At 72.9% G+C, this 14,499-nt stretch carries 9 protein-coding genes; 4 read left to right on the top strand and 5 right to left on the bottom strand.

Features of this window, described 5'->3' with window-relative positions; genetic code table 11:
* Window positions 1–3: 3 nt before the first annotated feature.
* Genes P9841_RS11235 through P9841_RS11225 form a run of 3 tightly spaced genes read right to left on the bottom strand, consistent with a single transcriptional unit; the run spans window position 4 to window position 3,496 of the window.
* The gene (locus tag P9841_RS11235) at window positions 4–1,542 is read right to left on the bottom strand and encodes a YfcC family protein (RefSeq protein WP_283318770.1); all 1,539 of its coding nucleotides are present in this window, start codon (window positions 1,540–1,542) and stop codon (window positions 4–6) included.
* Complete coding sequence (locus P9841_RS11230; protein ID WP_283318769.1) at window positions 1,539–2,468, bottom strand: N-acetylglucosamine kinase; 930 nt, start codon at window positions 2,466–2,468, stop codon at window positions 1,539–1,541. The genes P9841_RS11235 and P9841_RS11230 overlap by 4 nt, the downstream gene beginning before the upstream one ends.
* Window positions 2,465–3,496 (bottom strand): SIS domain-containing protein, encoded by a 1,032-nt coding sequence (locus P9841_RS11225; protein ID WP_283318768.1) that lies wholly within the window; start codon window positions 3,494–3,496, stop codon window positions 2,465–2,467. Before P9841_RS11225 ends, P9841_RS11230 begins: the two co-directional genes overlap by 4 nt.
* A 187-nt stretch (window positions 3,497–3,683) precedes the next feature.
* On the opposite strand from P9841_RS11225, the gene P9841_RS11220 reads away from it, so the two are divergent.
* Both P9841_RS11220 and P9841_RS11215 read left to right on the top strand, forming a co-directional pair.
* Complete coding sequence (locus P9841_RS11220; protein ID WP_283318767.1) at window positions 3,684–5,300, top strand: ROK family transcriptional regulator; 1,617 nt, start codon at window positions 3,684–3,686, stop codon at window positions 5,298–5,300.
* Between the two features lie 127 nt (window positions 5,301–5,427).
* Window positions 5,428–7,764, top strand: coding sequence for a putative bifunctional diguanylate cyclase/phosphodiesterase (locus P9841_RS11215; protein ID WP_283318766.1), 2,337 nt, complete (start codon window positions 5,428–5,430; stop codon window positions 7,762–7,764).
* A gap of 213 nt (window positions 7,765–7,977) precedes the next feature.
* Here P9841_RS11215 and P9841_RS11210 read toward each other — a convergent pair whose 3' ends face one another.
* Window positions 7,978–9,606, bottom strand: a complete 1,629-nt coding sequence (locus P9841_RS11210; protein ID WP_283318765.1) for a methyl-accepting chemotaxis protein — start codon at window positions 9,604–9,606, stop codon at window positions 7,978–7,980.
* Window positions 9,607–9,895: 289 nt separating this feature from the next.
* On the opposite strand from P9841_RS11210, the gene P9841_RS11205 reads away from it, so the two are divergent.
* On the top strand, window positions 9,896–10,174 hold the full coding sequence (locus P9841_RS11205; RefSeq protein ID WP_283318764.1) for a hypothetical protein: 279 nt from the start codon (window positions 9,896–9,898) through the stop codon (window positions 10,172–10,174).
* A gap of 192 nt (window positions 10,175–10,366) precedes the next feature.
* Entirely contained in the window at window positions 10,367–11,914 is a 1,548-nt protein-coding gene (locus P9841_RS11200; protein ID WP_283318763.1) for a methyl-accepting chemotaxis protein, read from the top strand.
* Window positions 11,915–13,090: 1,176 nt separating this feature from the next.
* Here P9841_RS11200 and P9841_RS11195 read toward each other — a convergent pair.
* The gene (locus P9841_RS11195; protein WP_283318762.1) at window positions 13,091–13,390 is read right to left on the bottom strand and encodes a hypothetical protein; all 300 of its coding nucleotides are present in this window, start codon (window positions 13,388–13,390) and stop codon (window positions 13,091–13,093) included.
* Window positions 13,391–14,499 lie beyond the last annotated feature (1,109 nt).

The following is a 14,499-nucleotide window of genomic DNA, read 5'->3' as shown; positions in this document are numbered from 1 at the left end:
CGATCACACGGCTGCCGCGAGCAGCACCGTCGCGATCGAACCCACCACCAGCACGGCGAGGAGCGGGAGCACCCACCGCACGTAGCGCCCGTACGGCACCTTCGCGAGTGACAGGCCGCCCATCACGATCGCCGAGGTCGGCGTCACGAGCGCCACCGTCCCGACGGCGCACTGGAACGCCGTCACGACGAGGTCGCGCCCGACACCGGCGAAGTCGGCCAGGGGCGCCAGGACGGGCATCGCCAGGGTCGCGAGTCCCGACGAGCTGGGCACGAGGAACGACATCGGCACGTTCACCAGGTAGACCAGGACGCCGAACGCCCCGCCCCCCGCGCCGGACACCACGCCCTCGAGCGCGTGCAGCACGGTGTCCGTCATGAGCGCGTTGTGCATCACGACGGTGATGCCGCGCGCCAGGACGATGACGAGCGCGGCGCCGAGGAACTCCGACGCCCCCGCGAGCACCGACCCGACGAGCGCCTCGCCCCGCATCCGGCCGACGAGACCGATCATGACGGCCATCACGAGGAACAGCGCCGTGAGCTCGGGGAAGTACCAGTCCAGCTGCCAGCCGTACGATGCGGCGGCCGGGCCGTGGAGGACCTGCGCCCAGGGCACGAGGGCGAACACCATGAACACGAACGTCGCTGCGAACAGGGTGATGACCGCCTTCTGGCGGCCGGTCATCACCAGCGACCCGGCGTCCACGCCCGCCGCGAGCTCGGCGTCGTCCGTGGTGAACCCGACCGCCGACCGGGAGGGGTCGCGGCGGACCCGCACGGAGTACCGCACCACGTACGCGATCGCCAGGCCGCTGAACACCACCAGCAGCAGCGCGCGCAGGCCGATGCCCTGCCCGATCGGGATGCCGGCGGCGTCGGACGCCGCGCCGGTCATGAAGGGGTTCACCGTCGAGGCCATGTTGCCGACGACCGAGCCGACCAGGACGACACCGACGGCGGTCATGCGGTCGAAGCCGAGGCTGAGCAGCAGCGGGATGAGGATGGCGTAGAAGCCGAGCGTCTCCTCGCCGAGCCCGAACGTCGACCCGCCGAGGGTGATGAGCACCATGAGGGCGACGATCACCGCCGCGCCTCGGGTGCGGAACCGGGCGGCCACGCGACCGATCCCGGCGTCGATCGCTCCGGTGCGGGTCGTGGTCACGATGAAGGCGCCGATCGCCAGCACGAACAGGAACACGCCGGCGGCTCCGGTGAGGCTGCCCGACTCATACGGACCCACGAACCCCGAGCCGGGGTCCTCGACGCCGTACAGGCCGTTCACCGGGGCCTGGAACAGGTCCATCACCCGCTCGCCGAACGAGGCGTCGAGGTCGACATGGTGGTACGAGCCGGGGACGGGGGACCCGTCGACGACGTCGTACTGGCCGGCGGGCACCAGGAACCCCAGCGCCCACACCACGGCGGTGAGCGCGAGCAGGATCGCGTAGGTGTTCGGCAGGGCGAAGCGGCGTCGGCGACGCACGGGGGGCGTCGGGGCCGCGGCGCTGGTGGTGGTCGGGGACGGGGAGGGCTGCGTCATCGCAGTGCCTTTCGTGGGGAGAGGGAGGTGCGGTCGAGGGCGGTGCGCGCCAGGGCGAGCGCACCGGCGACGGGCGGTGCGTCGAGCAGGTCGACGGGCAGGGGCAGGTGCCGGGCGCGGAGGCCGGCGCGCAGGGCGTCGCGGAGCGCCGGCTGGGACACCACCACGCCGCCTGCGGCGACGACCCGGGTGGCGCGCGCTCCACGCGAGACGACCCGGTGCACCAGGTCGGCGAGCGCCTCGCCGGCCTCGACCACGAGCTGCTCCGCGACGGCCGAGCCGGCGGCCGCGGCGTCGAAGACGAGGGCTGCGTGCGTGCTCCACGTCGCGGGGTCCTGCGCCACGAGCCGTCCGGGCAGGTCGAGGGGGTGCTCGACCGCGAGCGCCCGGCAGAGCTGCTCCGGCAGGGGGTCGCGACGGCCGTCCTCGACGGCGCGCAGGGACGCACGCACCGCCTCCCGCACGATCCCGGCGGCGCCGCCCTCGTCCCCGACGACCCAGCCCCAGCCACCGGCGTGGACCCGGCGCCCGTCGGGGGTGCGGCCGACCGCGACCGAGCCGGTCCCGGCGATCAGACCCACCGCCTCCGGGGACCCGGCCGCGGGGGCGACCAGCTCGGCGTCGTTCACCACGACGCACAGGACGCCGGGCAGCCGCTCCTCGAGCCGCGAGCGCAGCTCCTCGCTCTCCTCCTCGAGGTCGCAGCCGTGGGCTCCGACGGCGACCGCTGCCAGGCCCGTCGCCGTCCGAGGCTCGGCGAGCGCGGACAGCCGCTGGGCGATCAGCTCGGCCTTCACCTCGAAGGACGTGCCGCGCCAGCCGGTGGTGGGGGCGGTCGCGTCCGCGACCTCGTGCCCGTCGGCCGTCTCCACCCGCACGCGGGTCTTGGTCCCGCCGACGTCGACGCCGGCCACGAGGTGGCTCACCGGTCGGCCCCGCCGACCACGTCGGTGGTCACCTTGGTGTCGACCCGGGTCAGCACCCCGGCGTCCACGTCCGTTCCGAGCACCGACCCGAGCTCCAGGGCGAGCAGCTGCAGCACGGCCACCTCGGTGACCACCGCGGCGAGCGGCGGCAGGGTGGGCAACCGCACCGCGCCGACACCCGCCGGCACCGCCACGTCCTCGTCGGTGACCAGGAGCACCGGGACGTCGTGCTCGGCCAGCTGAGCACCCAGCGCCGCCTCCCGACCGCCGCCGACCAGTACGTGCGCCACGCGGCCGACCGCGTCGGTCATGCCGTGCAGGTAGGTGCGCGTCGTGGCGCCGAGGGAGGGCACCTTCGGGCCCTCACGGAGCAGCAGGGCGCCCTGCTCGGCAGCACCGGCGCTCGCGGCCCGACCGACCACGTCGACGCAGCCGAGCCCGGCCGCCCGGGAGGCGAACCCGGCGAGCGCGCGTGCCGTCGCCGCGTCGTCCAGCACGGCGTGCAACGCGTCGGGCAGCCGCTGCCACGTCTCGGAGACGGCGCCGTCCACGCGGTGCTCGACCAGCATGCCGAGCGCCACCGCTGTCGCGGCGACCGCGACCGACGACATCCCGGAGTCCACCAGGCCCCCGAGGAACAGGACGTCGTCGGTGGCGCTCGCCAGGGGGGACGCCGGCTGGTTGACCACCGCGAGGCTGCGCGGCCCGCGGGTGGCCGCGTCCAGCGTCTCGGGGCTGCGCCCCGACTGGGAGACGGCGACCGTGAGGTCGGCCGGCACCGGCGAGCCCGGCGGCAGGTCGTCACCGGTCGACCGGAACGCGGGGACGCCGCCGCGGCGCAGCTCGCGCACCGGCGCCGCGAGGACGGCGTGCGAGGCGCCGATCCCCGCGAGGAGGACTCCCGCCGGGCGGGGCGTGGACGCGCGCTCCGCGAGCCAGTCAGTGGTCCGGCCGACCGTGGCCCGGACCGCGTCGGGTTGCGCCCTGACGCCGTCGCGGAAGGGGATGAGGACCTCGTGCGGCGTCATCGCTGATCGCACCTCTCGGGTTCGTTAGGCAAGTGCCCTTACGAGCGGCGACGCTAGGATCGAGAGCGAGAGACAGCCTGTCATGGTCAAGGTGCGATGCCATGGTCAAGCAACAGGCGTGCAGTCCACCGATCCCGGGGCGGCGGACGCTTGACCGCACCGACCGACCTTGACCAAGGAGCAGGGCATGCGACGGGACTGGGCGGACGTGGTGCTTGCGGGCGAGGCCGACCCGGCGGTGCTCAGCCGGGCGGTGCGGCGCGGCACCCTGATCCGGCTCGCCCGCGGGGTGTACTCGGGTCGGACCGCCCAGGATCCGCAGGACGTCGTCCGCGCGTGCTGGGTGCGCGTCGTCGGCGGTCTGCTGCCCGGTGCCACCGTCGTCGGCCCGGCCGCGGGGACGCTGGCGCAGCGGGTGGCCTCCGGTCTGCCCGTCGAGCCGCTCCCCGCAGAGATCGCCGAGCTCGACCTGCGCCACGACCGTCGCACCACGGTGCAGCTCCCCGGCCTGCTCGTCCGGTCCGCGCCCGGCCCGCGTCCCGGTCGGACGTTCGCCCTACCCGGCGGGATCTCCGTCGAGCGGGTCGCCGGGGACGCGGCCGCGACGCCGGGCCGCCCGGCCGACGCCCGCCGCGCCGTTCCCGTGCGGTCGGCCGTGGCGCTGCCCCACCTCTCCGCGACCGCCCAGGTGATCGGCATGCAGCTCGTCGACGGCGGCCCGGCCACCCGGCCCGAGCTCAGCGCACGTCTGCGGCTGTCGAAGCCCACGGTCTCGCTCGCCGTCGCCGAGCTCGAGCGCGCGGGGCTGGTCGTGCCTCGAGCACCACGATCGGGTGCGGCAGGACGGTCCCCGGCGGTCTACGCCGTGTCCCCCGCGGCCGGCTGGACCCTGGGCATCGACCTGGGCAACGGCCAGGTCCGGCTCGCTGCCCGCGGCGTCAGCGGCGAGAGGCTCGGTGAACGGCACGCCACGCTCCGGCAAGCGGGGTCCGTGGAACGGCTGCTCGAGGTCGCGGCGGAGGCGCTCGCCGGGCTGCGGTCCGGCCTGGCGGCTGCCGGCCCGCTGCGCGTGGTCGCGGTGGCGCTGCCCAAGCCGGTGCGGGCCGACCACCGGCTCACCGGACGCGAGGGTCCGTCGCTGGGCGGCCTGGCCGCGGAGGAGGTGCTGGCCCGCCTCGGGCTGCCCGCCGGCGTCCCGGTGCTCGCGGAGAACAACGTCAACTGCGCCGTGCTGGCCGAGACCGCGCAGGGCGTCGCCGCCGGACGGAAGGACGCGGTCTTCCTGCAGGTGGGCGAGCGGATCGGCGCCGGCGTCGTGGTCGGCGGCACCCTCGTGCACGGCGCGCGCGGCGGCGCCGGAGAGGTCGCCGACCTGCCCTTCCCCTGGGCACCTGACCGGGCACCCCAAGAGCTCGGAGCGGAGCGCCACCTCGGCGCCGCCGCGCTCGTCGCGCGCGTTCGCGGCCGCCCGGCGTCGGGCGACCTGCGGGCACAGATCGATGCCCTGCTCGCCCGGGCCGAGACCGGCGATCCCGCAGCGGTCGCCGCGCTGCGCGAGCACGCGCGCGAGGTGGCGCGGGTGGTCACGGCCCTCGTCGCCGTGCTCGACCCGGAGGTGGTGGTGCTCGGCGGGCCCGTCGGCGAGCACCCGCTGGTCGTGCGCTGGGTCCGCAGCGAGCTCGCGGGGTTGTCCGGCCACACCGAGGTGCTGCCGAGCGCGCTGGGGGGCGCCGCCACGGTGGAGGGTGCCGCCGCGCTGGCCCGGCGGCACCTGGTCGCGGAGCTGTTCCCGGCCGTCCGCTGACCGTCGGGTGACGCCGGGCGGGGGGTCCGCGTGCCCCCGAGGCGAAGCCCCGCGACCGGCTCGTCCACGCGGATGAATCTCCGCCCGCCGGGTCAAGTGCCGTCAGGCGGTGCCGATGGCGCGGTGCATGGGGAGGCGACGCGGCCGGGGGCACCTCGCGCTGAGTGCGGGTGCGGGCGCGATCGCGCTTCACGCCGTGCTGCCCGACGGCCCGCCCCGTGACGTGGTGTTCGTCGTCGTGGCGGTCGGTGCCGCGGTCGCCGTGCTCCGGGCCCAGCGGCAGATGACCGGGGCGCCGCGGCGGGCCTGGGCGCTGCTGCTGCTGGGTGTCGGCGCGTGGGTGCTGGGCGATGCGGTGTGGACGGTCCTGGAGCTGGGGACCGACGTCCCGCCGTACCCGTCGGTCGCGGACCTCGCCTACCTCACCAGCTACCCCCTCCTGGCGGCGGGGCTGATCCGGGCCTTCCCTGCCCCACCGGGTCGTCGTCCCGTCTGGTGGCTGGACGCGTTCCTCATGGTCGGCGGCCTCCTGCTCGCGCTGTGGCTGCTGGTGCTGGTCCCCGCGGTGCGCGTGTGGCAGGCGGACCCCGCAGCAGGTCTGGTCGGCGCGGTCTACCCGATCGGTGACGCCCTGCTGATCGTCACGCTCGCGCGCAGCAGCAGCGCCGTCGGTCGACGCCGCAGCGCCTACCGGCTCACGCTCGTGGCCGTCGCGGTGATCCTGGTGGCCGACGTGCTCTTCCAGGTCGGGCAGACGCAGCCGGTCATCGCCGGCCGGCTGCACCTCGTGGACTCGCTGTGGCTGATCGGGTACGTCACGCTCGCCGGCGCCGCTCGACGGCAGGCCACGGGCGGCGGTGACGCGCCCGGACCCAGCAGTGAGCTCAGCGGGATGCACTTCGTGCTCATGGCCCTGTCCGCGAGCGTCGTGCCGATCACCTTGATCGCGGCCGACGTCACCGGCAGGTCGATCCCGGTCGTCGAGGTCAGCACGATCGGCGTCCTCATGGTCGCGGCGATGATGACGCGCTTCTGGGGCGTCCTGGCCGACCTCCGGGAGAAGAACGTCCGCCTCGCGCGCGACGCGGTCACCGACCCGCTCACCGGACTGGCCAACGTCGCCGGCCTGCGGAACCACATCGAGTCGCGCCGGGCCCACGACCCGGCCCGCGGGCGGCCGGCGCTCCTGCTGATCGGTCTGGACGGGTACCGGGACGTCGTCGAGACGCTCGGGCACGAGCCGGCGGACGACATGCTGCGGGCCGTCGCACGCGAGCTGGAGGAGGTGGCTCCCCCGCACGCCCTCGCCGTCCGGGTCAGCCGGGACCTGTTCGCGCTCTCGACCAGCGTGGCGGACGAGACCGCGGCGGACGCCCAGGCCGAGCAGGTCCTCGCCCGGCTCGGGGGGACCGTCGCCGTGAACGGCATGGACCTGACCACCGGTGCCGCTGTCGGGATCGCCGTCGCCCCCGGGGTCCCCGTGACCCTGCCGGAGCTCGCCCGGCGTGCCGACGTCGCCCTGTGGTCCGCCCGGCGACGCAGCGGACGCGTCGCACGGGACGAGCCGGCCCCGGCGGGGCGCACCGGCGCGGGTGCGACCGGCACCGAGCTGCTGCGCGACCTGGTGGCAGCCGTGCAGCGCGGCGAGCTCGTCGTGGAGTTCCAGCCGGTGACGGCGCTCGCCACGGGCGAGACCCTGGGGGCCGAGGCGCTCGTGCGCTGGCAGCACCCCGTCCACGGGCTGCTCGGGCCCGCCGCCTTCGTACCCGCCGCGGAGAGGACCGGGCTCATCCGGCCGGTCACGCTCGCCGTGATGGACGCCGCTCTGCGGTGGTGCGCGACCTGGCGCGCGACCGTTCCCGGGTTCGTCGTCGCGGTGAACGTCTCCGCGCACGACGTGGACGACCCGCGGCTCGTGACCGACGTCCGCGCCGCGCTCGACCGGCACGGGCTGCCGGCCTCCGCCCTCGCGCTCGAGGTGACCGAGACCATGGCGATGCGCGACGTCCCCCGGGGCGAGCAGACGCTGCGCGCACTGGCGGCGCTGGGCGTCCAGCTCGCGGTGGACGACTACGGCGTGGGGTACGGGTCCCTGGACTACCTGCGCCGCCTGCCGTTCACCGTCCTGAAGGTGGATCGCGCGTTCGTGGCCCCCGCCGTGTCGGACCCCGTGTGCGCGGCGATCCTGCGGTCGACGGTGGACCTCGGGCACGCCCTCGGCATGCACGTCGTGGCCGAGGGCGTGGAGGACGTCGCCACCCTCGACCTGCTGACGGAGCTCGGCTGCGACTCCGCCCAGGGCTGGGCGCTCGGACGTCCCGCGCCACCCGAGCAGTTCACCCTCGACCTCCTCGGCGGATCGAGGGGCCCGCGAGCGGCCTCGCCGCCCCAGCACCCGGGCGCACTGCCCGGAGCCCGAGTGGCCCGCGACGCGTCGACCGGCGTCCCGGTCAGCGGTCCCTGAGGGGCGGGCGCGTCGGCGCCGTTCACGCGGGAGGTGGTGCCACACCTGCAGCTCAGCGCTGGTCCCGGTCGGGAGGCCGACACCGGCGGACGCCCACATCACCTCGAGCAGCCAGTGGGGTCCCGTGTCCGCGACATCGGCCGTGTCGCGCGCGAGGGTCCGTCGTGCGGGCCGGCGAGGGGGGAGGGCCGGCCCGCACGACGGGGCTCCGGGTCAGACCGTGAACCGCCCCACGACGTCGCGCAGGTCGCTCGACATGCGGGCCAGCTCCTGGACCGCGCTCTCGGCCTGGTCCACCGCCCCGGAGGTGACGTCCGCGGCACCGGCCACCTCCGCGATGTTCTGGGCGATCTCGCCGGAGCCGCTCGCGGCCTGGGCGACGTTGCGGTTCATCTCGTTGGTGGTCGCGGTCTGCTCCTCCACCGCGGCGGCGATCGTCTCCTGGAAGCCGTTGATGGTGAAGATGACGTCGGAGACCTCGCCGATCGCCCGGACCGCGGACTCGGTGTCGCCCTGGATCGCCTCGACCCGCCGGGCGATGTCCTCCGTGGCCTTCGCGGTCTCCTGCGCCAGCTCCTTGACCTCGCCCGCCACGACCGCGAAGCCCTTGCCCGCCTCCCCGGCACGCGCGGCCTCGATCGTCGCGTTCAGCGCCAGCAGGTTCGTCTGCTCCGCGATGGCCGTGATCACCTTCACCACGTTCCCGATCTCCCGGCTGGAGTCACCGAGGCGCGTCACGGTGGTGTTGGCCTCGTGGGCCGAGTCCACGGCCTGCGTGGCGACCTTGGCCGCCTGCGAGGCGCTCTGCGCGATCTCCCGGATGGAGGCGCCCATCTGCTCGGACCCCGCCGCCACCGTCTGGATGTTGCGGCTGATCTGGTCCGCGGCGACCGAGACGGTGCCCGCCTGGTGGGACGTCTGCTGCGCGGAGGCCGTGATCTGGCCGGTCGTCGCGCTGAACTCCTCGACGGCCCCCGCGAGCGACACCGCCGAGGAGTCGACCGCCGACAGCACCGCACGCAGGTTGTCCACCGCGCTGTCGAGGGCCGCGCCCATGCGCCCCACCTCGTCGCGGGAGGTCAGGTCCGCCCGCACGGTGAGGTCCGCCCGCTGCAGGGCGGCGCACACGTCGCCCACCCGGCGCAGTGCCCGCACGATCGAGCGCGCGACCACCACCGCGACGCCGAGCGCGAGGACGAGACCCACGACGAGCGCCACCACCACGAGCGTGCGGTTGGTCTCGAAGGCCGACGTCGCAGCCGCGGCCGCAGCTGCGCCCACCGAGTTCTGCTCCTCGACGACCGTGGCCAGGTCAGCCATCATCGCGTCGATGATCGGCTGAGCCTCCGTGGCGCGGACGTCCATCCACGCCACGTAGTCGTTCTGCCGCCCGAGCGGCAGCAGACGCTCGTCCCGGACCGTGGCGTAGGCGTCCAGGTTGCTCAGGAAGGCCTGCAGAGCCGTGCGCTGGGACGCGACGAGCGGGAGCTCGCCGAGGCGCGCGGCGGCATCACGGACCGCCTGCTCGTCCCCGGCGACCGCCTCCTCGTACGTGTTCATGAGGTCGTCGGTCTGCGCGATCGCCTGGCTGGCGACGTCGGTGCGCATCTGGATGGTGGCCGAACGCATGTCCGAGACGTGCTGGAGCCCGGTGAACCCGTGCTCGTACAGCTCGTCGGCGGCCGTGTTGGCTCGGCTCAGGCCCACCAGCCCGAGCGCACCGACGAGCAGGGCCACCACGGCGGCGATGGCCACCGCACTGAGCACCTTGACGTTGATGCCGAGGTCGCCCGGGGTCCACCGCTTGCCGCGCACACCATGTTCCACGATGTCCTCCGCCATCCTCTTCACCCCTCGGGTCGCTCAGATCGTGTCGACGGACGTGTGCCCGACGACTGCACTGGGCCGCTCATCGACATCGCGCCCGGCGGCTTGAGATCCAGGACGAGGAATCACCCACGCCCATGTGCCGAAATGCGGGTGAACCGGTGACCTGATGCGACACGGAATTTGCTCCAGCGTCTGGACAATTCGGCGGACGGCGGTCGCGGACGGCCCACAACTCTTCCGCGGACGGGCGCCTCGGCGCTGTTTCCGCACACGAAGGGCCCGGGCGGTGCACGCTGTGTGCATGGGCGAGGAGAACCCCGAGGCCGCGCGGCTCAGTGCTGAGGACGCGCAGCGGTTCGCCATGTTGGCCGACCTCGTGGTCGCGACGGTCGCGCAGGTCAAGACGGTGGGCCAGACGGTCGTGATGGAGCGCGATCTCGCCGATCCGGCGCGTCTCGCCGGCGGACGCGGGTACTGGGACTCGTTGAGTGCGCACTTCAGCGAGCTCGCCCGGCTCCAGCGACTGCTCGCCGACACGACCGCTGAGATGGCCGCGATCCTCGGCCGCTACGGCGACTGATCCTCGGCCCTAGGACGGCGCCCGCGCCTACGATCGGCTTTTTCGTCGGTCTCAGCAGCATCGGCGGCCGAATAGGTGAGGTCGCGCCGGGCCGCACTTTCACCCGCCACCGCGCGGGAGAATTCCTCAGCTGTCCGGCGGGGTGACCGAGGAGAGGGATACTCGTCGACCCGATCGACCGCTGGAGCCATCGTGACCGTCATCGCCCAGAAGCCGGCAGCCGCCGCTGTCACGCCGGCTCGCCCCTCCTCGCCCCGGCTCCCCGGGCTCCGCTGGATGCACACGGGTGTGGCGGTCGTGGCCCTGTGCGTGGTCGCCGGCACCTCGAGCGCCTCCGCCGTCGGGTGGGCTGCTGTCGCGGTGGGCGCGGTCGCCGTCGTCGTCCTGGCGGTGCTCCAGCAGCGCCGCGTCGCCGAGTCCCTCGAGCGCGTGCGCACCCTCGCCGCCGCGGCGTGCACCGGCGACCTCACCCGGGTCGCCGAGCTGCGGGCCGAGGGCGACCCCCTGGGTCTGGCCCCGCTCCTCGGTGCCGCGTTCGACCGTCTCGGCGGGTCGCTCGGCACCATCGCTCCCGAGGCCAAGCTCCTGACGATCGCCGGCGAGGAGCTCGGCATCATCGGCGAGACGATCAGCGACGGCGCGCGGGGCACGAGCGAGCAGGCCAGCACCATCGAGGCGTCCGCGCAGGGCGTGTCCCAGAGCATCGAGCTGGTCGCCGCCGCCAGCGAGCAGCTGCGCGCCTCGATCACGGAGATCGCCGGAACCACGTCGGCCGCCTCGCAGGTCGCGCGACGGGCGGTGGAGTCCGTCACGACCGCCGCGTCGACCATCACCACGCTCGGCGACTCGACCGCCCGGATCAGCGACATCATCCAGACCATCACCTCGATCGCCGGGCAGACCAACCTCCTCGCGCTCAACGCGACCATCGAGGCGGCCCGGGCCGGCGACGCCGGCAAGGGGTTCGCGGTGGTGGCCTCCGAGGTGAAGAGCCTGGCGCAGGAGACGGCGCGCGCCACCGAGGAGATCACCGAGATGCTCAGCCGGATCCAGGAGAACTCCGCCCAGGCGGTCACCGCCATCCAGGAGGTCAGCGGGATCATCGAGCAGATCTCCGAGTCCCAGCTGACGATCTCCTCCGCCGTCGAGGAGCAGAGCCAGACCACGCAGCAGGTCAGCCAGACCACGCAAGGGGTCTCGGTCGAGGTCAGCCAGATCGCGTCCGCGATCACGAAGGTCGTCGACCTGGCCCGCTCCAACGCCGAGGCGGCCGAGCACAGCCGGGTCGCCGTCGGCGAGATCGCGCGCATGGGAACCGCGATGACGCGGGAGACGGCGGACCTGCGGCTCCCCACCACGGGCGGCGAGGGCTACTTCGACATCTCCTGGGACCGGACGCTCAACCGGCTCTCCGACGTCTGCGTCGGGCTGTGGAGCGACGCCACCTGCGACGACTACGTCAGCACCCTCTCGGCCGCGTACCGGGAGAACCGGCCCGGCTGGACGTTCCTCGTCGACTTCAGCGCCCACCCCGCGCAGGCGGAGCGGGTCCAGCGCACCCACGAGGCGATGATGGCCGAGGCCGTGCGCAACGGGCTGACCTGGTGCGCCTTCATCGCCTCGAACCCCCTCGTGGCCATCCAGATGCAGCGGCTGTCGACGAAGACCGGGTTCCCGGTCACGTACGTCGCGACACGCGAGCAGGCGCTGGCCGTCCTCGCGGAGCACAGCAGGCACTGAGCCCGCCCGCCGACCGGTCTCACCACTCACCCCGATTCATCCGGAGTCATGGGTTGAACTTCAGTTTCGTGATGTCGACTCGGGGAGTCTTCACGTCGCTGGTCCTTGCACAAAGCCCCCGTCCAGCAGTTCGACCCGAGTGGACGACGGCGCTCGAGTTACGGTGCGCTCGGACGATAGCCCCGTGCGTGCCACTCGCCCGTTGACCTGTCGCGGCTCGTACCACCCCGACCGCGCGACCCGCTCGTCAAACCCTCCGGGCGGACGCAGACCGTCGGTCCCGGACAGGTTCGCTCGGGCCGACAGTGACAATCAAAGCCGACCTTCGGCCATCATGCGTCCCCGCCTCGTCAGCCGAAGCCACAAACCGTCTCCCATCGGCGCCCAACCGAAGCGTTCCAGTTCGCTCGTCGCTCGATCAGTCCATTCGGAGCGCGGGGGACTCCAGTCCTCGAAGCCGCTCGCTCCGAGTCTGCCCGGCACCATGAGGTCATCGGTGAAGAGCCGACTCAATACGCTTCGCGTCAGCCTTCTCGTGCTGGCGTCGATCAACCCGTGCGTCGAGTACCAGACGACCTCCTGCAGCGAGACCCAGTCAATGAGGCCCTGCTCCAGGAGATCAGCAACGGCTCGGTTCTCCTCTACCACGGGGCACCCGGCCAAGATGACCACAGCCCGCTATCGACTCGGATCACGTCAGTCACAGCGAGCGGCCCGACGACCACGGGTCAGCCCGGCGAAGGACAGGACTCAGGAGATCCCGCAGCTCCGAGCCTGGCCGCCCCGAGTCGGGAATCATAGGGACCCCGCTCACCGCGATGACACCTCGGACATCGTCGGGACCACGTTCGAAAGCGGACGCCGGCCAGTGCAGCACCGAACGGCACGCATGTGGACTCGACTCCCTGTGTGTCACGAGCCAGCGAATCGATTCGGCCATGGCGAGGTGCGGGAGCACGTTCCCCCCGTTCTCCTCAAGGTGCTCGTCGAGCAATGGAGTGAGGTGCCCGTCGTCATGACCCTCGTAGGCCACAAGCCTTCGGCGAGTTGCCCAGTCGACTCACACTCCAGAGACATTCCCGGAATGTCGGGAACTCGTGATGTCGATCGCCGGCACGGCGGAGCATGGGGACCGCCGAGGTACCTCCGTGACGGTGCGTGCAGGAGCACGACTGCTCACCGCGTCACAACGTAACCGGCGCTCCGGAGCAGGTCGGCGAGCCAAGCCAGCGCGAACGAAGTCGACCTCGCTGGGTCCTCGACGATCTGCTCGAGGTTCTCCACGCATGCGCTCAGCTGCCCGATCGTGAACGTCGAGGGCTCGGTGTAGGCGTCGTGGATCTGCTCCGGGGCGATGGCCCAGAAGAGATCTCTCTCCAAGAGGACCACGTCGCCCTCGACGCTCTCCAGATGGTCGAGCAGGATCTCGCTGGCGCGGCGCAGCAGATCCACGGATACCCGAACGCGCTCTGACATCAGTCACCTCCGAGGGCGTAGGCGGCGGTCTCGGAGCCGCCGCTGGCTCCGTGAGCACCAGCGGGCTGGGCATCCGAGTCCGGTGTTGAGGCCACGACAGCACCTGTGAACGGCGAGACCGAGGAGAGCCGAGCAACCGCTGCCTCCCGGAGGCCCTGCCGCCCACCACTCATTGGCGGCAGCCGCGTGCCGTACCGGACTCCAGAAGGGGAGCGAGAGAGGCGATTGCTCGCCGCGAGGATCACGATCCCTACGACGCGGCCCTCGGCGCCGAGGTCGAGGTTGATCATCCCCTTGTACGGCGAGCGGCTCGACGGCCACCGTCTCAGCGACTGCGCAAGTCCCTGGCTCGCGGGCGAGGTAGCGCAGTAGGGCGGAGGTACTGACGAACACAGATGGACGACGTTCAAGCCCGCTACCGCTCACGGGCGAGCCACGCAATCTCGCCTATGCTGGGATCACGGCCAAGCTGCCTCCAGTCGCGGAGCGCGCGCTCAATTCCCGACCGCACCGGCCACGGCGAAAAGGCGCCGGAGCCGTCTCCCAACTCACCGATGCGCACAGCTGAATGCGATAGCCCCTGGAGAACCGCTCGGGCAATCTCCCGAACAAGATCGTCGTCCGCCGGATTCAACCTGCGGCGAATATCCCATGGGATCACCCAGAGCCCGACGCAGTCTTCGTCGAGTTCTCGACTTATACTCTCCCCCACCGCAACGGCGATCGCCGCTTCATCCGGACTCATGGGTTGAACTTCAGTTTCGTGATGTCGACTCCCGAAATGTTTGCGTCGATCGTCGCCTCCATGTTCGGGCTACGCGACATGGTGGTCCGAAGTTGCACATAGCCCCGGCCATGTCGGCCCGGGTTGCGGCTTCTGCAGCAGTACAGCAGCCTCGCCTCGAGGTAGATCTCCCCCACGACGCGAGTCTGCGCCTTGACGTGAACCCCGCACGCACGACGTCGCGGTGTCCGGTGACGACAACCGGGCGGGGGCGTCGTAGACGTGGACCGCGGTGCTGTAGGCGTAGGTGGGTGTCGTCCCCGACGCCGGCACCGCACCCAGCAGGCTGTCCAAGACGGCCGGGACCACGGTCAGCAAAGCGGCG

Origin of the sequence: Cellulomonas sp. ES6, from assembly GCF_030053835.1 — a bacterium.
Classification (GTDB): domain Bacteria; phylum Actinomycetota; class Actinomycetes; order Actinomycetales; family Cellulomonadaceae; genus Cellulomonas.
This window is presented reverse-complemented; position numbering and strand designations above follow the sequence as displayed.

Bases quoted from the DNA above. Each gene is read 5' to 3' on its own strand.
- P9841_RS11235 (WP_283318770.1), bottom strand. From the start codon at position 1,542: ATGACGCAGCCCTCCCCGTCCCCGACCACCACCAGCGCCGCGGCCCCG.
- P9841_RS11225 (WP_283318768.1), bottom strand. From the start codon at position 3,496: ATGACGCCGCACGAGGTCCTCATCCCCTTCCGCGACGGCGTCAGGGCG.
- P9841_RS11220 (WP_283318767.1), top strand. From the start codon at position 3,684: ATGCGACGGGACTGGGCGGACGTGGTGCTTGCGGGCGAGGCCGACCCG.
- P9841_RS11215 (WP_283318766.1), top strand. From the start codon at position 5,428: ATGGGGAGGCGACGCGGCCGGGGGCACCTCGCGCTGAGTGCGGGTGCG.
- P9841_RS11210 (WP_283318765.1), bottom strand. From the start codon at position 9,606: ATGGCGGAGGACATCGTGGAACATGGTGTGCGCGGCAAGCGGTGGACC.
- P9841_RS11205 (WP_283318764.1), top strand. From the start codon at position 9,896: ATGGGCGAGGAGAACCCCGAGGCCGCGCGGCTCAGTGCTGAGGACGCG.
- P9841_RS11195 (WP_283318762.1), bottom strand. From the start codon at position 13,390: ATGTCAGAGCGCGTTCGGGTATCCGTGGATCTGCTGCGCCGCGCCAGC.